Genomic DNA, 17794 nt, shown 5'->3' on the forward strand with positions numbered 1-17794 from the left:
CTCAGATCAACGGTAATATGACCTGGAAAATCGACCCTGTCTTCCCGTCACTCTCCGCCCGGACACTCCCGCCATGCGCTTGTACAATTTCCCGGCATATTGCCAGCCCCAGCCCGCTACCCTCTACACCCATGTCCAATCCCGGCCGGTCCACCCGGTAATTACGGTCGAAGATCTGCTCCAGCTGCTCTGGAGGAATACCCATGCCGGAGTCCTGCACGCTGATGACCGCAGAGCGGGTGTCATTCACCTCGTCCAGAGCTAAGGTAAGACGCACCAACCCGCCGCCAGGCGTGAACTTCATCGCGTTCGACACCAGATTGAATAGTGCCTGTTCTAATCGTTGGGTATCGATCCGGGCAATAGACTGGTCCGCGCTTGAAGCTGCTGTATCCCCGATGTCCAGATCGAAATCCAGCCCCGCATCCCGCACCACCAGCTCATATTGTTCATAGAAGCCGCGCAGGAACGGAATGACCTGAACCGGCTTCATCCGGTATTCCACTTGCCCTGTCTCCAGATGGGACAAGAAGCTCAGCTCCCCGATCATGCGGTTGATCCTTATCGTGTTATCGCGGATATACTTCAGGTACTGGTCATTGCGCTCCGGCTTCACCCTGTCCATCACCGCTTCGACATAACCGAGCATACTGGACAGCGGCATACGCAGATCGTGCGTAATGTAGGCTAGCAGCTTCTTCCGGCCTTCCTCGGAGTGCAGTAACCGCTCATACGACAGGCGGAGATCCTCGTGGGCTGCGGATAAGGCATGGGTGCGCTCCAGCACGATCTGCTCCAGGTTGGCATTCATCCCGGTCAGCTTGTGGTTGGCCTCCTGCAGTTCCCGGGCAATCCGCTCTTCATTCGTTGCTGCCCGGGTGAATCTGGAAGAGAGCAGCAGCATCTGGGCGACCGTGAAGATGAGCAATCCGAACGGGGAGGTATTTGCGATGGGCGACCATTCGTTGTAATACAGGAAATCGTTGATCACTGTAGCCAGAGCCACCACCGCCACCAGCAGGAAGATCAGCGCTCCCTCCATCCGCCGCCAGGCCGCATGAGCTAGCCCGACCATCAGATACACCATATGGAGAACCACGACCACACCGATCAGCACCAGCATCCGGGAATAGACGAGGGCAGGCGTTACCATAACCACCAGACAGAGTGCGCCGGTGACGATCCGGGAGCCATAGCGGAACCACCGCGACACATAATCCGGGAAAATGCATTCAAAATACATCGTGATCATCCACCCGCCCAGGCATAGAATCAGATACTCCAGCTTGAACTGTAACTCCCACGGAAAATGCGGCAGCCACTGGGTAAGCATCAGCTCGCCGTTCAGCAGGGAGCGGATAGCGAACATCACAGTGAACAGACCGAAGTATAGTGGTGCACGGTCTTTACGCCGCAGCATGAACAGCAGCAGATGATACACGCCGATCACCAGCAGGCTGGCCGTGATGAACATATCCGCAGCAATCTTCAGATGGGTCCGCACCGTTAACACATTACTGCCGCCCAGCTCGATATCCTTGGTGATGCCGCCCCGCTTATGATGGAAGTTCGCTACTTGCATCACCAGCTCCACCGTGTCGCCTTCAGGCTGGAAGAACACCAGTCTCGTCGCCAGACTCGGCGTCATGCCCTCCTTGTCCTGATCCACCACACCGACCTCTGTCAGCAGCTCTCCATTCACCCACAATTTATAGGCATGAAAAATAGTAGGCAGCCGCAAAGCCAGCCGCTCCTTGCTATCCTGCTCACTAAGGCGGACCACCAGCCGGAAGGTGGCATAGCCCTCGCTCTTCAGCGCTTGACCATCCAACTGGTAGCCCAGCCAGGAGCTGGGAATGTTGATATACCGGTCCCGCTCAGCCGGTTCTCCGCCTGCCGTCCGGCTTTGTATATCCTCGGGCGAGAGCAGCTCTTGCCAGTAGAAGTCCCATTCACCCTGTAACTTCAGCGGATTCTGATAGATAGAGTCGTGCGTTAGATCCAGAAGGCCTTCTTTGCTTCGAGGCTTGGGGGCATCCGGCGTTGCAGACAGGATGGCATAGCTTGCGATCAGCCCGATAACTACGACCACAGCGATATGTAACCAGATATTACGAGAACCGGATCTTAGTATACCCCTCATCATGAAGCCGACCCCAATCTACAAAATTCGTCATTCTTAAGCTCAATGCCTTAATGATAGCATCATTGCCGAAAATTGTGTGAAATTGCACTATTTTAAGTTTTCTTTTCTTTCATGAACAGGCTGAATTCCTGTGTAGAATGCTAGGTAAGGAGATGGGGATGTCGAAAATTGTAAGTTTCTCGGGGTGATTCAAAAACTACATAAATGTTGGAATGAATTAGAAAATCGGTAATAAAATATAGTACCCTGTGGATGGCTTCTTGAGGGGCCTTTTTTAGTGTTATGTTTTGGGGCCCCCGCAAGGTACCTGAGTAAGCATCGAAGCTTAGCATCACTTTGTGGGGTTATTCTATGGGAAACGATCTGAGGAGGCTTGGCTATTGTATACCAAAGTGTCAGCTAGAGCTGTATCCCTGTTGGCCGCATTCGCATTATTGATCTCTGTGTTCTTCACCGCCTTACCGAATGCAAATGCAGCCGCGAGAGGAGCGTGGTCGCCGAACACGGCCTATGCGGTGAATGACACCGTAACCTATGGCGGAGGTACATATACCTGTCTGCAAGCGCATACGTCTCTGACCGGCTGGGAACCGGTGAATGCCCCTGCACTATGGAAAAGCGGCAGCACCACCACACCGACGCCCACTAACCCTCCCGCCACGAACGGTGCTATCTTCTATGCAGACAGGGACTATGGCGGCAAGGCCGTCACCTTGGGAACAGGCAATTATGTGCTGTCCCAGCTCAACAATGCGGGCATTCCGAATGACTGGATGTCCTCGCTCAAGGTACCGAACGGCTGGACAGTCGAGGTGTATGCGGACGATAATTTCAGCGGCACCAAGTGGACCTATACCTCAAGCTCCTCCTGGGTCGGCGACAGTGTGAATGACAAGATGTCTTCGGTCAAAATCTACACCGGTTCACCGCCCGCAACCGGCGTCACCCGCCCCTCCGAGGTGCCCAGCCAGATCTGGACGTATGTCATGAACGTGGACAATAAATTCGGCAAAGGCGGAGACTTCGCTCTACTCCTGAGCGCGGTGATCAAGAAGGAGAGCAGCTTCGGAGCAGGCCTGCCGGGCAGCCCTTCCGCCGGTGACGGATTGATGCAGGTCGAACCGAACACACGGGCCGCGTATGCCGCCCAATTCAGCGCCAGATTCGGCCGCTCCTATAATCACAGCAGCGAACAGGATCAGGTAGCCTTAGGCGGACTGATTCTCGATGATAAGATCAGCAGATTCGGCAACATCTACAACGGACTCTTACACTACAACGGAGGCGACAACTGGTATCCAGGCGCCACCGATTCCTACGGCCGCCCGATTCTGGCGGATCAGTATGCCAATGCCGTATACGGGACGTATAAGGGGTATGGCGGGAAGAATTAATAGAAGGTATGAGGACGCTCGGGAAGTTCCCCGCAGCGTCTTTATTTTTGCGTACATAACGGGCTGTAGATGTTAATATCTAATCATATACCAGGAATAGCAGAAAAGAGGGGTTATATGACATTATCCAAATGCCTTAAGCTTTCAATGACATTGTTTCTCGTATTCATGTTTTGTACATCCTGCCAGAATAATAAGGGAGCAGGAGAATATATTTCTTTGCATGAATTAAAGAGCTTATCTGAAAAGGGAACCTCACTGAGTTGGAATGATCTGGGCAAGTATCCGTTCGAAGATATCGGTTCAGGCGTGTATATAAGAAAGTACCCCATCGAAGGGGAACGGCAGTTGCTGGTTAGGGGAAAGAGCCTGGAAAATCCGCCTGAGCAAATTTCCATTGTTGATTCAAATGGTACAGAACGGGAGTTTACGCCAGAGATTGTGGGCGAGATGGAAGATGTGAAGTGAAATGGTATAAGGGGGATGGGCGGATAATTAATAAAAGGTAAGAAGACGCTCGGGAAGTTCCCCGCAGCGTCTTTATTTTTGCGCTTGTGCCAAGTCCAGGTGAAGGGTCATACCCAATACGGCACGCCACTGAAGAGGAACGATTCATTGTTTAAGTAGGCCTTAATCTCTCTATTGGCTAATTTACCGATATGCCCGGGCAGCCATTCCTGCCAGTCCGGCAGGCCCAGCCAGAAATTCATCGTCTCCAGCTGCGCTGCAATGAAAAAGCCCTCTAACCGCTGGGTATAGTTATCCGGTAACGGATGGTGCCTGGAATAAGACTGAAGCAGCTGTTCTCTGAACGAAGGATGGATGTAGGAGAACGTCCAGCCTAAATCCACTAAGTAATAACCGAACCCGCAAGCGCCAAAATCGATAGGCCGCACCTCTTGTTCATGGAACACTAAATTACTTGGAATCAGATCGGCATGAATCATGCCCCAATTGCTTGTTGTTCGCTCCATAGAGTTCATCATGTGAATGACCCGCTCACCTGCATGAAGTAGAAGCTCCGTATCTCCTGCATCAAGCAGTCCGGCATTAGCGCGTTCCTTAAGCATATTAAGGGATTGCTTGATCCGGGAGGGATCAAAGGCCGGGCGTTCAAAGGCAGCGGGGATGCTCCAGTTCGAGGCTTGCTTATGTAACTTGCCGATCAATTCACCTATGGCCCCGGCATCTTCTATAGTAGGAATGAAAGGCTTCTGTTCACCCTCCACCCATCGTAATAAAGTGCAGTGGGTATGGTTCACGTCCGTAATGAATTCTCCGCGAATGTTCTTGCAGGGTGAAGGCAGGGTCACATCGGTATCCAAGGTTAACGCTTCCAGCCAGACCATCTCGGATTGAAGCACTTCCCGCTTACTCCAGATTTGCTCAAGGGCGTCACCTTTGGAGATATGCAGCCGGAGGCTGTAACTATTGTTGTCCAGATCAGTGACTTTGTAGATCGTATTGCCGCTCTGTGCAATGAAATCAACCGATTTGCAGCTTATAGGGTAGTGCTCCAGTGCTTCCATTGCGGTATTTAAGTGTGCATCCAATCGCAGCTCGCTCCCTTATTTATCAAAGTATAATAGGTACGATATCATAGTTGTTCATGGGCGGGAATGGAACCGTTGACTATATTTGTTTTTTATTGATAAGGGGAGCCGGAGCTTATTCCGGAGCTGTAGATGTTAGTATTTCTGCTCTTTGACTCTCTTGGCGCGACCGATAGCTTATCCTGCCGAACAACGCAGCAGAAATCATAGCCGCTACAGCAACGGAGGCAGCAGCGACCCACATAATGGCTTGCAGCGATAAATAGTTAATGACAATGCCTCCGAGTCCAGCCCCCGCCGCTATCGCCAGCTGCAGCACAGATGTGTTGAGGGCAAGCATGACACCAGATGTCTTGGGAGACAAGGTAAGAAGATCATATTGCTGGCTTGGAGAAGCTGCCCAGGAGAAGAGCGACCACAGCACCAGCATCGAGAAAACAAGGAATATGGAAGTGCCAGAGACTACCGATAACAATATCAGCATCACCATATTTAACAACGTTGCTCCAGTTAACGTTCTGCCTACACCCCATCGATCGGTGCCGCTTCCCCCTGCCTTTGACCCGATCAGACTGGCGATGCCGTATGCGAACAGGGCTCCGCTTACCCAGCGATCGCTCATTCCGGCCACTTCCAGCAGATAAGGCGACAAATACGTGAAGGCAATGCCATAACCCATCGTCATAAAAAAGTTAATGGCGAGAGAGAGTGCGATTCGCGGTCTCTTCACCATAGCCAGTTGTTTGGCAAAGGAGATCGGCTCATCGCCTTCCATCCGCGGTATTGAGCTTGCCAGGATGGGCAGACTGGCCATAGCAAGAAGGCTAATGCCGCCGAAAATCAGCCTCCAATCGTACGCGGCGGCAATCACCCGGCCAATGGGCACGCCCAAGATAAGTGAAGCGGTGACACCCATTAACACCGTTGCAATCGCACTCCCCTTCTTGTTCGAAGGCGCTAACTTAGCGGCTAAGGCAAGCGATGTCACGACAAATACACCAGTTCCGAGCGCCATGACTACCCGTGCAAGCAGCATAAATCCATATCCCGGCAAAATCATGATTATCGCATTACTCACGATAATTAAGCCAAGCGAGTACAACAACAGCTTTCGACGGTCAAACCGGGCCGTGGCCCCCATTAGGACCGGGGTACCTATGGCGTAGGCTAGCGCGTAGACGGTCATTAACTGTCCAGCCTGAGATAATGTCACTCCGGTATCTGCGGCGACTTTATCTAAAATGCCCGTGATCATGTATTCGGATGTCCCGACAATAAAGCAGACCACAGCAAGTATGAAGATTTTCCAGTTTTGTCCCAAATTAATCATTCCCCCTCGTTAATCAATGGCTGATGTTAGTGTAAACAGTAAATAAGAAATGTAGAAGTACGCACTTTTAAGTCCTATAGGATGATGCTGGTGCTATAGGAACATGGAAGTTCCCTAGAAAAGAGGACAGAACTAAATAGAAGGCACCCAAGACGCCCAGGTTTGCCTGCGGCGTCTTGGGTGCGCGAAGGGGAGGGGGAAACCAGCTTATGATATACTTGGGGATGAATGTAAGTTCGATATCATGACGAATGAGCAGACAAGGAGATCAGTACACTGACCTTCATTCCTGGAAATGACGCAGAGAGCGAATTCAGGATTACCGGCGATGAACATATTAGCGATCTCATAACCCGGCTCTCCAACCTGCAAGTGAAGGAAAAGAGAAAAAGTGACCAAAAAGGAGCCGATCAATTCGACTCCATATTTTTAGGCGTCCAGGGTGGCCTAAGAGTGATTCTGGATGTCTCCGAAGATAGGAAGGAGCTGCTTCTGGCGAAGCTTAGCAAGGATAACACAAACACCCGCTGGTATTCTGTTCTTAACCAAGAGGAGTTGGAGCAGATCGTGAGCTTAATATTGGAAAAGAGGACAGATTGAAGCTTACGATTTTTTGCATACGCTAATAAGGAGCGGGGAGCTGGAGGTGAACGGGGTACGATCCCAGTCCGCATACTGATGCTCGATACGGAATCCGTAACGGGCCAGTAACTCCGCCAGCACAGCCGGTGCTGTGAACCGGCAGTCGATCCGTGACTCTGTCCGCTTATTGCCCCAATCGCGAAAAGTTACCCAGTGCATGATGGAACGTTCCGCATCGTAGGTCTGTGTGCCCGATACCTTGACTACGTTGCCATCTGAATCGGTGAATTGGCCCCAATCCGTCTCCCCTTCATCGGACAGGTCAGTTCCTGCGGGATTGCGCGTCTCGAAGATCAGACGTCCTCCGGGCTCCAGATGATTGTAGACGGTGCGGAGTAAGGCGGCCTGATCCTCATCACTCAAAAAAGCCTGAAACGCATTCCCCGTTAAATAAATCATGGCAAACCGCTTATCGGAGCGGAAGGTTCGCGCATCGGCTTCGATAAACTCTACAGGCAAGTTCCCGGCCTTCATCCGCGCATAAGCCAGCATAGAGGAAGCAATATCAACGCCAGTCATTGCTATTCCCGCCTGAGCCAGCGGCAGAGTCGTCAATCCGGTTCCGCAAGCCAGCTCCAAAACCTCTCCGGCAGACGCCTTAGCCCATTCCAGATAGAACTCATATTTCCTTGTCTCCCCGCCGAACTCCAGATCATAGTTGACCGGGTCACGGTACTCTTCCAGATTGTTGTGTGCAGTCAATGCCAGCTCCTCCTTGCCAATACAATATAAATGCATAAAGGTAAGATAGCATAGCTGTTCATAGGCAGGAATGGAACTGTTGATTATAGCTGTTTTTTATTGATAGGAGGGAAAGGAAATATGTTCAGCTTAAACAGCTTCACTGACAGCAGTTGTCAGTGAAGCTGTTTTATTATAGAGATAGTCATAGAGAGAGGAGCTACACATGAAACATACAGTATATCTATATGTGTTAGACACCATGGCAGACTGGGAGATAGGGTATCTAACGGCTGAACTGAACTCGGGAAGGTGTTACAAGGAGGGACAAGCTCCATCTACAATAGTTACCGTAGCCAATGAGAAGACACTGATTACTACCATGGGCGGACTGAAAATCATGCCTGACATCACGGTAGATGAGTGCAGCTTGGTAAGCGGAGATGCCTTGATCCTACCCGGCGGTGAGACATGGACCGAAGCCATCCACAAGCCGATCCTTGGGCTCGCTGAGAGATGTATACAGGAGGATATAGTAGTGGCAGCCATCTGCGGAGCCACCATGGGACTGGCCCAGGCCGGACTGCTGAATGCACGCCCGCATACAAGCAATGACCTGGAGTACCTCAAAATGTTCTGTCCCACGTACACCGGCGAAGAGTTCTACCAGAACCAGCCTGCTGTAACGGACAGCAAGCTGATCACAGCAACCGGCATCGCCCCGCTGGATTTCACGGTCCATGTCTTGAAAGCTCTGGACGTAATGACTCCACAAAAATTAGAGGCTTGGTATGGTCTGTATAAGACACAGGAAGCGAAGTATTACTATGCGTTGATGGGATAAGATCAGTTAATAAGGTTACCCTCTCTTCACGGAGAGGGTATTTGTGCTGGTCTGGGGGAATCCAAGATATGGTACGATGTAATTATAGCCCAATTGAAGGTGAAGGCTAAGGGGGAAGGCTAATGGATAGGATACGCTCTCATAATTGCAATCTGGACATATGGTATTATCTACCCGATGAAGTATGGAATAAAGTTGCTAAGTTATATGAGCGTATGCCTGGTTGGATCGGGTACATCGACGGTATTCCACACTGGCATGGGCAGGAAGAGGATGATGTATACATTAAGGCATCCGTTGAGCCAAGCGGATTATCATTTTTTGCGCGAATGAATCAGAGTGATTGGGATTCTTGGATCGAAAGGTTTAAATCAGAAGCGACCAAGGTATTGGGGTTCGAGGTGGGGGAGCCTGAGGATGGGTTTGAGTGAAGGATATGTATTCAACACCAAATTACTACGCAGAGCATACCGGCTTCATCGTAAAGGTTAATTAACTTAACTGTACCCCTAAGGAGGATAATGACATGTCTGTTCTAGCTGCTTCCAGATCATTGCTATCGTGGTGTGCCGTGTTGACGGTTATTATCCTCATATGCGTTGTTGTTTACCGGACAGGTTCCGCATTGTATCACAACCATCAGTCACGTAAGGATTTCTCTACTGCCGCAACGGCCAGCCCCTATCAACAAGGGAATCCTCTGGAGCAAATGAACCTGAAAGCGTATAGTCCTATTTTCCCAGCATTTTTGCAGAGCCTGCTTATTCGTTAACGCGTATAGAAACCCCTGTATTCTTGCAGTATTATACATAGATTCCATCCGGCGAAACGGCCGTTGCCTTAGAAATCCCCAAGGGGAACGATGAGTGTGGCCATTCCGGAATAAACACAAGGCTCCTCATTCTATGGGTTAGGATATGGCTATACCAGCTATCCTACTTATGAGAAGGGGGGGCGGTATGTTCGCCAGTTCAAGACGACAGAGGATGCAAGCTCTGCATGGAGCGAAGAGTATTATTATGTGAAAGCTTAGAGGAAGTATTGGATACAGTGATTGGTGCAAACAAGCCTTTTCGTGCCGCTGTACGTCAGCAGCATTGAATCCTGAATCGGGGAACGTCTGTGATTGCACTATTTATCCTTCAGTAGAATTTTCCACCTCTAAATTAATATAACAACCTGAAGCCTGAATAACTCCTCTCCTACTCTACTAAAAATGCTACTATAGCCCGCTCCCTATATACATAAATGGTGTATAATGGAATGCATATGTATTCATTGAGAAAAATATCCATATCCTTTCAAGGAGGTGTTTTGATAGATATACTATGATTTATATGTAACTGTAAATTTAAAAGGAAGAATATCTAAGTGAAAAACAAAAAGTTACTTTTTATAGGTTCTCTTTTACTTACAGGATCACTTTTAGTTAGTGGAATGGCTGCTCCTGCTGGATTTTCTGGTTGGCCTACTCTGAGTCAAGGTTCGTCTGGAGGTTATGTTAGGGGGCTGCAAGCCAATCTTTATTCCTTTGGGCAACAATCCAACGTGGGTTCAATAGTTGGAAATTTTGGCTCTGGCACAAGAAACGGATTAATTAATATGCAAAATTCCACCGGATTAACCGCCGATGGTGTAGCAGGCTCTGGCACATGGAATACGATGAGCAACTACTCCATTTTCGAGACACAATACAATTGGATTGTTCATACACCCTTTAGTACGACATATAAGACATCGTATTCCAAACGTTGTAGCTCGTTACAATATCGCCTTATGTATAAAAATACAAGTACTACTGTACAAAGCGGTTACATCTATTAAAGGAGGATCATACAATGAAGAAGAAAATTATTATTGCTGCCTTAACGAGTGCACTTGTGTTGACAAGCAGCGGCATAGTATATCAGGCATATGCTTCAGACGTAACTACAACAGTTCCAGTTGAAGAGGTAGTACAAGATGGGATTACTCCCGTAACTGCACCGCAAAAGGAAATAAAGATAGATCTTGATCCAAGTGTCCAACAAATAGGCGTCGATCTATCGGAAATCCCGAAGGAAGAACTCATTCTTCCTCAGACTATTGTAAATACTTCCAGTAAATTATCGAATAGCACCGTTTCTGCGCCTGCATTAAAGCAAACAAGCTTAAATGCCAAAAATTTAAATAATCAATTGAGCTTCCAAGCGACTTACGAAACTCAGGATGGAACTGAATATTTGGTCCTACAAAATCCAATTGACACAGACGCAAATACAACGATTGAACAAATCAAAGGTTTTTACAAGGAACCTGTTCAGGATACAGAACTAAACGGCCAACCAGCGGTTTATATTGATGGAATGGCTAGAAAAGTTGTACACTTCTTCTTAAAGGACCGTAGTTTAGCTGTATCATCTTACAGCGGGACGATTGAAGATGTATTAAATGTAGCCAAACAAATCGTTGAGGCATCTTTACTAGAAAAATAAAATTATAACTCTCTCATGATTAGAATTCTTTTTTAAAAACTGCTTACTCCAACTGGAGTAAGCAGTTTTTAAATATAAAAGAATTGATAGTTTCTAACCTACACTTCTAGTCCCAGCGGCTATTATGATATAGCGGCGGACCAGTGTATATGAAGGATGGAAGTGCGAACAAGCTGCATGGCATTGTAACGGCCAGAAGCAATCCGACGAGCGGGCCTGCTAAGATTATGTATTCCACCCCGATTTATTATGCGGAGCATGCCGGCTTGACCGTCAAGGTGAATTAGTTCAACTGTACCCATAAGGAGGATAATGACATGTCTGTTCCCTCAGTCTCTAGACCATTTCTGTGGTGGTGCGCCGTGTTGACGGTCATTATCCTCATTTGCGTTGTTGTCTACCGGACAGGGTCTGCGTGGGTTCACAATCACCAGTTACGCAAAGACTTCTCAGCTGCGGCAACGGCCAGCCCCTATGTACAAGGCATTCCGCTGGAGCAAATGGATCTGAGTGCGTATAGCTCCTATTTTCCCGGCATATCTGGAGAGCCTGAATATTCATTAACACATCGTATAGAAGCGCCTGTGTCTCTGCAGTATTATACTGAGATTCCAGGCGGGGCAACGGCGGTTGCCTTAGAAATTCCCAAGGGAACGATGATTGAGGCCATTCCGCCAAAATCCCAGGGATCTTCATTCTATGAGTTAGGGTATGGGTATACCAGCTATCCTACCTATGAGAAGGGGTGGCGGTATGTCCGCCCGTTCAAGACGGCAGAGGATGCAAATCCTGCATTGAGCGAGAAGTATTACTATGTGCAAATGGACAGCTTAGAGGCTGTATTGGATTCAGCGATTAGAGCAAACAAGCCATTTCGTGCTGCTGTACGTCAGCAACATTGGACCCTGGACCAGGGGAAGCATACCTTTGCACGGTATATTGACGACGTACTGTATCAGAATGGAGCGTACCTCTCACCGGATTTGTTCTACCGGACCTTTGACCGCTGGAACATCATGCTGCTTGGGGCGGTGGTGGTGATCACCATTGTCCTGTTAAGTCCAAGCTCATGGTTTGCCCGAAAACGAAGATAGAGAGATCTTAGAAGCTACGTGATACTGAATGATTAAGAGAACGCCGTGGCGTTCTTTTTTTCTGTGCCAGCCTATTATTCACGAGCCCGAATCACCAGGAAAAAGGGTATAATTAATTAAAAATGGAATTAATATGGATTATATGGGGAGGGGTTACAAAGTTCACTTCGCGTTCTAAAGGCTTGTGAACACGATGATGATAGAACATTCATGAAGAATTTATATGAGAACCACTATCCTTTAATGAGAAAGAAAGCATTTAATATTATTAAGGATCAAGAAGTCATTGATGATCTAATTCAGGAAGCTTTTATTAAGCTGATCCCCAAAACATCTCTATTGCGCTCCTTAAGCGGCTGCAAAGTTACCTCTTATGTCGTTAACACCATTAAGCATTATTGTTATGACCATATCCGAAGGCGCACCCGCCGTTCCAGGAAGGTCTATACCGGCTTGAAGAACGATGTAGCGGAGCAAATCCCAGATCCCGCAGCCGCGACAGAAGAGAACTACATCCAAGCTGAAGCCATAGGAGCACTTACGGAAGCAATGCTACGGCTATCTGAACACGACCGGAATCTGCTCTACTTCAAATACAAGCTGGAGCTGCGGGATCAACAAATCGGGGAGCTTTTGAATATTCCCACGCAGCATGTTCGGCAGTATATATCGAGAGCTAGGGGGCGGGTGCTGCGGGCTTTGAGGGAAGAGGGTGGGGTATAATGAAAAAGATAAAAATACTACTTCTGGTGATTGTTCTGATGGCTTGCGCTTTAGGAGCGGCCGGATTAAAAATCTTCATAGATAAAACAACGAGCGAAGTTGAAGCATACTTATTAGAAAACCGAGGGTATAACCCTAATGATATTTATGAAATTTATACTCAAATTGGTAAGGCTCCTCTGGTAAGTACGACCGTTATTTTTGAGGACGATAGGAGTTCCAGATATTTGTATCGTAAAGAAAATGGAAATATATATCAATACAGTATGGCTCCAGTTCAAGGTGTGGACGATGGAACAAAACGATATAAGCATATTGAAGAATGACAGGGGCGAGGTCTTTATTCCTAATATTTGTATGGAGGAATATCATGAAAAGATTGATAGGGATTTCTCTATTAATAATATTGACCGCTTGCTCAAATTCTCAAGAATCTAATACAACAAAGAAGGATATTACTTTTACAGAAATTAAATCCTCTCAGAGTAACGCAGCTCCTATTTTAAAATGGAATGACCAGATTTATTTAGTAACTGACGAAAAGGTATCTGCCAGTGAAGTTGAGTTGGAAATCGGAAAAGTTACCAGTTACTCTATCACAGGCGAAAAAATAACACCGAACAATTTTTCGAATTATTATGATACTGGCACACCTTTTTTTATTATTAAAGGGAAAGACAAATTAAAAGAATTAGCGATCCAAACTAGTAAAGAAACCTTTGTGAAGGCAATAATTCCATTGGCAGTTACCAGCTCCAATTCAGAATTTCAACTCTAAATAGTTCTACACCTTGTGGCGAACCCGGGCTCCAATAGGAGTCCTTTTCTGTGTAATTTTAGGAATATCATAGATTTACATTAAGGATTGGGCTATCATCATTACATACAGAGAAATTGTGGAAAATTGAATTTGACCAACATGATGGGGGTACATATGGACGAATTAATGAAGAAAATAATCCAATTCCGTGACGATAGGGACTGGAAGCAATTCCATGATCCCAAGGATCTGGCGCTCTCGATCACGCTGGAGTCTAGCGAACTGCTGGAGCTTTTCCAATGGAAGAACAGCCAGCAAGCCATAGAGCAACATTATTCCGACATGCAGGACGAGATCGCTGATATTCTCATCTACACGCTTACGCTTGCGCATGATCTGCAGATCGATGTTAAGGACGCTATCCTTCAGAAGATAGACAAAAACGCGAAGAAATACCCCATATCCAGCTCCAAGGGAAGCTCTTTCAAGATTACATAGATAAATACCGGTCTTTATTATCTACGAGGTCTATGCTATATAGAGTACCTCTGCTGTAACAGGTTGCTGATATCACAATGTTGGTGCCTTTACAAATAAAGTGACTGATACCTCATCGTATATCATAAGTTGGGCGAAACACCTATTTTTCAGAGCTTTTAGTGAAAGTCATTTTATCTTAATTTTGGAGGTGCACTATGAATGATGTTGTAAATACTCAAAAAGAAAAGTATAAAGCTTGGGTTACGGAAAACTTGGGTGAAAAAACAGGTGGATGGTACACGCCATATCTTGAGAAACTTGGGCAGTTGTTAGAAAAGTTTGCTTTAGGTAGCGGTTTTAAGGGGAATTTCTTTGATTATCAATCATATTCAGAATATAAAAATATTTATCAGCAAATAACAGAACAAAGTGATCAGGATATTGAGAGGTTAGTAAGTGGTAAAGGTACACCACGATATCCAGATAAGTTTGTTGCGAGAAAAAATCAATTTATAAAAAAATATGCGGAAGAAGAATACAGTCGCGGCGTAAGAAGTAAGCCTGATAGTATAGGTGGGATACCTGACTGGGGCGTTTTAATGCGATCATATTTAATATTTCTATATTATGATGAGAATCCTACTTTAACTTATCCTAAAAAAGAGAAGAAAATTGCAAATCAAGAAGATAAAATTGACAACAGTGTTAATTATTGGTTGATTTCTCCGGGTGAATATTCGAGATTATGGGATCAGTTCCAAAACGAAAATATGATTGCCCTTGGTTGGGACTATTTAGGGGATCTAAAACACTATGATTCAAAGGAAGATGTTGAACGAAAAATAGCTGAGCAAAGAGCGGATGGGGTGCGCCCTGTAAATGATACAAAGGCTGTATGGGATTTCTATAGGGAAATTCAAGCTGGTGACATTATATATGTAAAAGAGGGAATTAAGAAAATCCTCGCGCGCGGAGTTGTTACGGGAGATTATTATTTCGATAATGAAGCATCAGAATATAAACATAGAAGAAAAGTAGATTGGCTTCAAGTTGGAAAGTGGGAATTAAATCAGACTTTTGCTCAGAAAACGTTAACATGTCTAAATCCTTATCCAAATTACATTCAAGAAATTGATCAAGTAATGAATGAAGACTTTATTGATCCAAAAATGGCTGAAGTGAATGAATTTCGAAATTGGTTATCCAATCAAGTTACGGATACAGGAGTTAGCTTAAATGATAAAACAGTTACGCAAAAAGTAAGTGCGTTAAAGGATATAGAGCACCATTTTGATTCTCTAATTTTTGGTGAAACAGATATTGAGCAACTAAAACAGTTGAAAGATGTTGTTGTATCAGATAAATCCTACACAAAATATAAAGGTGTATCGGGCAGTTCAATTGACTACTACATTCGTTTTATTGAATCTAAGCCCACTGTTCAGGAAAATGAATCCTTTACAATGGAGGATTTTCTTTCGGATGTTTTTATTGAAAAAAAGGAAATTGCACGTCTGATTTCTCTACTTGAAAATAAGAAGAATCTTATATTGAAAGGTGCACCAGGAGTAGGTAAGACGTTTATTTCCAAACGATTAGCGTATGTAATGATGGAAGAAAAAGATGAAACGCGTATTCATATGGTTCAGTTCCACCAAAGCTATAGTTATGAGGATTTTATTGAAGGGTTACGTCCTAAAGCTGAAGGGGATGGATTTGAACTGAAACAAGGTCCGTTTGTGAAGTTTTCTAGAAAAGCAGCACGAGATCCTGAACGAGACTACTTCTTTATTATTGATGAAATTAATCGTGGAAATATGAGTAAAATACTCGGGGAATTAATGATGCTTATCGAAGCGGATAAGCGAGGTGAACAGATCAATCTTCTATATTCTAATGATAAGTTTTCTGTCCCGTCGAATCTATACATCATTGGAATGATGAATACAGCCGATAGAAGCTTAGCCTTATTAGACTACGCACTTAGAAGAAGATTTTCGTTTTATGAAATTAAACCAGCTTTCCAAAATGATACATTTAAGTCCTATATAAATGATTTAAATAATCCACAATGTTTAAATCGTATCATTGATGAAATCAAAAGATTAAATAATCAAATTGTTAAAGAGCTAGGGTCAGGATTTCAAATTGGGCATAGCTACTTTACAGGCGATGCTTATAAAGTAGATACCGCAAAGCGTGTAGAGGAAGTAATTGAATATGAAATTATTCCACAGCTATTCGAGTATTGGTTTGATGATGAACAGAAGGCAGACGATTGGGCTAAACGACTAAGAGGTTGTTGCGATGGAGAGAAATAATAATATTCCAATTCGTAATATATACTATATGCTTTCTTATGCATATCAAACGTTACATCTTTCCGAGTACAAACAAATTGGAACAGAAAAGTTTGAGAATGTTGAAGAGCTGTATTCAGAAATTTTAGCGATTGGGATACCCATTTTGATCCGTGGAGGATTAATAAAAGATTATATAAGTATCGAAGATGCTTCCAATGTCATTAAAGGGAAGATTGATATCAATTCAACGATAAATAAAAATACATTGATAATTAAGAAAGTTTCAGTAGTTTATGATGATTTCTCTGAAAATATATTGTTGAATCAAATTATCAAAGCGACACTTGTGTACCTATCACGCTCAAATAAAATAAATAGAAAGACACGTAGAATTTTTTACGGTTTACTGCCTTATTTCACAGAAGTATCAGATGTAGAGCTAAACTTGAATCTATGGAAAAACCTTAGATATAACCGCCAAAACATTCGCTATCACTTTATTGTAGATGTGTGCAGATATCTTTATGAGCAGTTATTATTCGATGAAAGCTCAACATCCCAAAGGATGAAAGAGATTCAAGAAGAACAAAGATTATGGTCTTTATATGAAAAATTCATTTATGCATTTTTCAAACGTGAAACGGAATATAACGTATCTCATCCTCAAATCCAGTGGATTGTTGATGATGAATTTACAGATGCCTTACCGATTATGCAAACAGACCTTGTACTTCAAAAGGATAAAAAAACATTGATTGTGGATGCAAAATTTTATTCTGAGAATATGGCAGCGAGGTTTGAAGGTGGAGTTCCAAAGCAAATATCTTCTAACCTATATCAAATGTTTGCATATTTAAATAACTGGAAAAAACAGAATGATGAGACTGTGGCAGGTATGATACTTTATGCTAAAACAACCGCTTTAAATCAACCTAACCATATTTACAGTATAAAAGGTAATCAAATTTTAGTTGTATCTCTTGATTTACAACAAGATTTTAACGGCATAAAGGAAAACTTAATAGCTTATGCTAATCAATTTTTTGCATAGCTTCATAAATTCGCTTTTGTGCCGGGGAAATTCGATGTAGCATGATAAGATAATATGAAACTTAAGAGGGATCATTATAAATGCACTGAGAAATAAGGGCATCCCAGCCAGGTGTCTAAAATCGCTTTATTAATGATAAGGTAAACCCTAGAAATAAGTTGGGCGAAAAATAATAAAATAATAGGTATATTTTAAAATATCACGAAAAAAGTTTTAATTAAGTAACAAGCTTTGACAAATTTCTACCAATGAACTATATTTCCATTATAATGTAATGTTTATTAAAACCTCAGGATCACGAAGACCTATTATCGCTTAG

19 protein-coding genes are annotated in these 17794 nt (G+C 44.7%); 15 read left to right on the forward strand and 4 right to left on the reverse strand.

What is annotated here, in order from left to right:
- Position 1 precedes the first annotated feature (1 nt).
- The gene (locus MHH28_RS26325; RefSeq protein ID WP_405107040.1) at positions 2-2146 is read right to left on the reverse strand and encodes an ATP-binding protein; all 2145 of its coding nucleotides are present in this window, start codon (positions 2144-2146) and stop codon (positions 2-4) included.
- Between the two features lie 380 nt (positions 2147-2526).
- Between MHH28_RS26325 and MHH28_RS26330 the strand changes: the two genes are divergently transcribed.
- Positions 2527-3540: a carbohydrate-binding protein gene (locus tag MHH28_RS26330; RefSeq protein ID WP_405107043.1), complete on the forward strand. Its 1014-nt coding sequence runs from the start codon at positions 2527-2529 to the stop codon at positions 3538-3540.
- Between the two features lie 117 nt (positions 3541-3657).
- Positions 3658-4008, forward strand: a complete 351-nt coding sequence (locus tag MHH28_RS26335; RefSeq protein WP_405107046.1) for a hypothetical protein — start codon at positions 3658-3660, stop codon at positions 4006-4008.
- Positions 4009-4115: 107 nt separating this feature from the next.
- Here MHH28_RS26335 and MHH28_RS26340 read toward each other — a convergent pair whose 3' ends face one another.
- From MHH28_RS26340 to MHH28_RS26350, 3 genes are all read right to left on the reverse strand, one after another.
- On the reverse strand, positions 4116-5093 hold the full coding sequence (locus tag MHH28_RS26340; RefSeq protein WP_405107049.1) for a phosphotransferase enzyme family protein: 978 nt from the start codon (positions 5091-5093) through the stop codon (positions 4116-4118).
- Positions 5094-5208: 115 nt separating this feature from the next.
- The gene (locus MHH28_RS26345; protein WP_405107052.1) at positions 5209-6414 is read right to left on the reverse strand and encodes an MFS transporter; all 1206 of its coding nucleotides are present in this window, start codon (positions 6412-6414) and stop codon (positions 5209-5211) included.
- 612 nt (positions 6415-7026) lie between these two features.
- Positions 7027-7767: a class I SAM-dependent methyltransferase gene (locus MHH28_RS26350; RefSeq protein WP_405107055.1), complete on the reverse strand. Its 741-nt coding sequence runs from the start codon at positions 7765-7767 to the stop codon at positions 7027-7029.
- A 205-nt stretch (positions 7768-7972) separates the two neighbouring features.
- On the opposite strand from MHH28_RS26350, the gene MHH28_RS26355 reads away from it, so the two are divergent.
- The 13 genes from MHH28_RS26355 to MHH28_RS26415 all read left to right on the forward strand — a co-directional run bounded on the left by MHH28_RS26355 (position 7973) and on the right by MHH28_RS26415 (position 17475).
- Positions 7973-8590 (forward strand): type 1 glutamine amidotransferase family protein, encoded by a 618-nt coding sequence (locus MHH28_RS26355; protein ID WP_405107057.1) that lies wholly within the window; start codon positions 7973-7975, stop codon positions 8588-8590.
- A 122-nt stretch (positions 8591-8712) separates the two neighbouring features.
- Positions 8713-9021 (forward strand): hypothetical protein, encoded by a 309-nt coding sequence (locus tag MHH28_RS26360; RefSeq protein WP_405107060.1) that lies wholly within the window; start codon positions 8713-8715, stop codon positions 9019-9021.
- Positions 9022-9116: 95 nt separating this feature from the next.
- Positions 9117-9362 (forward strand): hypothetical protein, encoded by a 246-nt coding sequence (locus MHH28_RS26365; protein ID WP_405107063.1) that lies wholly within the window; start codon positions 9117-9119, stop codon positions 9360-9362.
- Positions 9363-9961: 599 nt separating this feature from the next.
- Entirely contained in the window at positions 9962-10414 is a 453-nt protein-coding gene (locus tag MHH28_RS26370; protein ID WP_405107066.1) for a peptidoglycan-binding protein, read from the forward strand.
- Positions 10415-10428: 14 nt separating this feature from the next.
- The gene (locus MHH28_RS26375) at positions 10429-11064 is read left to right on the forward strand and encodes a hypothetical protein (RefSeq protein WP_405107068.1); all 636 of its coding nucleotides are present in this window, start codon (positions 10429-10431) and stop codon (positions 11062-11064) included.
- Between the two features lie 149 nt (positions 11065-11213).
- Positions 11214-11351 (forward strand): hypothetical protein, encoded by a 138-nt coding sequence (locus MHH28_RS26380; protein WP_405107071.1) that lies wholly within the window; start codon positions 11214-11216, stop codon positions 11349-11351.
- Positions 11352-11381: 30 nt separating this feature from the next.
- Positions 11382-12158, forward strand: coding sequence for a hypothetical protein (locus MHH28_RS26385; RefSeq protein ID WP_405107074.1), 777 nt, complete (start codon positions 11382-11384; stop codon positions 12156-12158).
- A gap of 210 nt (positions 12159-12368) precedes the next feature.
- Positions 12369-12881, forward strand: coding sequence for an RNA polymerase sigma factor (locus tag MHH28_RS26390; protein WP_405107077.1), 513 nt, complete (start codon positions 12369-12371; stop codon positions 12879-12881).
- Positions 12881-13207 carry a DUF3139 domain-containing protein gene (locus MHH28_RS26395; RefSeq protein ID WP_405107080.1) on the forward strand — a complete coding sequence of 109 codons (327 nt, stop codon included), beginning with the start codon at positions 12881-12883 and terminating at the stop codon, positions 13205-13207. Before MHH28_RS26390 ends, MHH28_RS26395 begins: the two co-directional genes overlap by 1 nt.
- A gap of 44 nt (positions 13208-13251) precedes the next feature.
- The gene (locus MHH28_RS26400; protein ID WP_405107083.1) at positions 13252-13659 is read left to right on the forward strand and encodes a hypothetical protein; all 408 of its coding nucleotides are present in this window, start codon (positions 13252-13254) and stop codon (positions 13657-13659) included.
- Between the two features lie 156 nt (positions 13660-13815).
- Complete coding sequence (locus tag MHH28_RS26405) at positions 13816-14139, forward strand: nucleotide pyrophosphohydrolase (RefSeq protein WP_405107086.1); 324 nt, start codon at positions 13816-13818, stop codon at positions 14137-14139.
- 197 nt (positions 14140-14336) lie between these two features.
- Entirely contained in the window at positions 14337-16442 is a 2106-nt protein-coding gene (locus MHH28_RS26410; RefSeq protein WP_405107089.1) for an AAA family ATPase, read from the forward strand.
- Positions 16429-17475, forward strand: a complete 1047-nt coding sequence (locus tag MHH28_RS26415; RefSeq protein ID WP_405107092.1) for a 5-methylcytosine restriction system specificity protein McrC — start codon at positions 16429-16431, stop codon at positions 17473-17475. Before MHH28_RS26410 ends, MHH28_RS26415 begins: the two co-directional genes overlap by 14 nt.
- Positions 17476-17794: the final 319 nt, after the last annotated feature.

The organism is Paenibacillus sp. FSL K6-1217 (assembly GCF_045040735.1).
In the GTDB taxonomy this organism is placed as follows: Bacteria; Bacillota; Bacilli; order Paenibacillales; family Paenibacillaceae; genus Paenibacillus_AQ.

Bases quoted from the DNA above. Each gene is read 5' to 3' on its own strand.
- MHH28_RS26325 (WP_405107040.1), bottom strand. From the start codon at position 2,146: ATGATGAGGGGTATACTAAGATCCGGTTCTCGTAATATCTGGTTACAT.
- MHH28_RS26335 (WP_405107046.1), top strand. From the start codon at position 3,658: ATGACATTATCCAAATGCCTTAAGCTTTCAATGACATTGTTTCTCGTA.
- MHH28_RS26355 (WP_405107057.1), top strand. From the start codon at position 7,973: ATGAAACATACAGTATATCTATATGTGTTAGACACCATGGCAGACTGG.
- MHH28_RS26360 (WP_405107060.1), top strand. From the start codon at position 8,713: ATGGATAGGATACGCTCTCATAATTGCAATCTGGACATATGGTATTAT.
- MHH28_RS26365 (WP_405107063.1), top strand. From the start codon at position 9,117: ATGTCTGTTCTAGCTGCTTCCAGATCATTGCTATCGTGGTGTGCCGTG.
- MHH28_RS26375 (WP_405107068.1), top strand. From the start codon at position 10,429: ATGAAGAAGAAAATTATTATTGCTGCCTTAACGAGTGCACTTGTGTTG.
- MHH28_RS26380 (WP_405107071.1), top strand. From the start codon at position 11,214: ATGAAGGATGGAAGTGCGAACAAGCTGCATGGCATTGTAACGGCCAGA.
- MHH28_RS26385 (WP_405107074.1), top strand. From the start codon at position 11,382: ATGTCTGTTCCCTCAGTCTCTAGACCATTTCTGTGGTGGTGCGCCGTG.
- MHH28_RS26390 (WP_405107077.1), top strand. From the start codon at position 12,369: ATGAAGAATTTATATGAGAACCACTATCCTTTAATGAGAAAGAAAGCA.
- MHH28_RS26395 (WP_405107080.1), top strand. From the start codon at position 12,881: ATGAAAAAGATAAAAATACTACTTCTGGTGATTGTTCTGATGGCTTGC.
- MHH28_RS26400 (WP_405107083.1), top strand. From the start codon at position 13,252: ATGAAAAGATTGATAGGGATTTCTCTATTAATAATATTGACCGCTTGC.
- MHH28_RS26405 (WP_405107086.1), top strand. From the start codon at position 13,816: ATGGACGAATTAATGAAGAAAATAATCCAATTCCGTGACGATAGGGAC.
- MHH28_RS26410 (WP_405107089.1), top strand. From the start codon at position 14,337: ATGAATGATGTTGTAAATACTCAAAAAGAAAAGTATAAAGCTTGGGTT.
- MHH28_RS26415 (WP_405107092.1), top strand. From the start codon at position 16,429: ATGGAGAGAAATAATAATATTCCAATTCGTAATATATACTATATGCTT.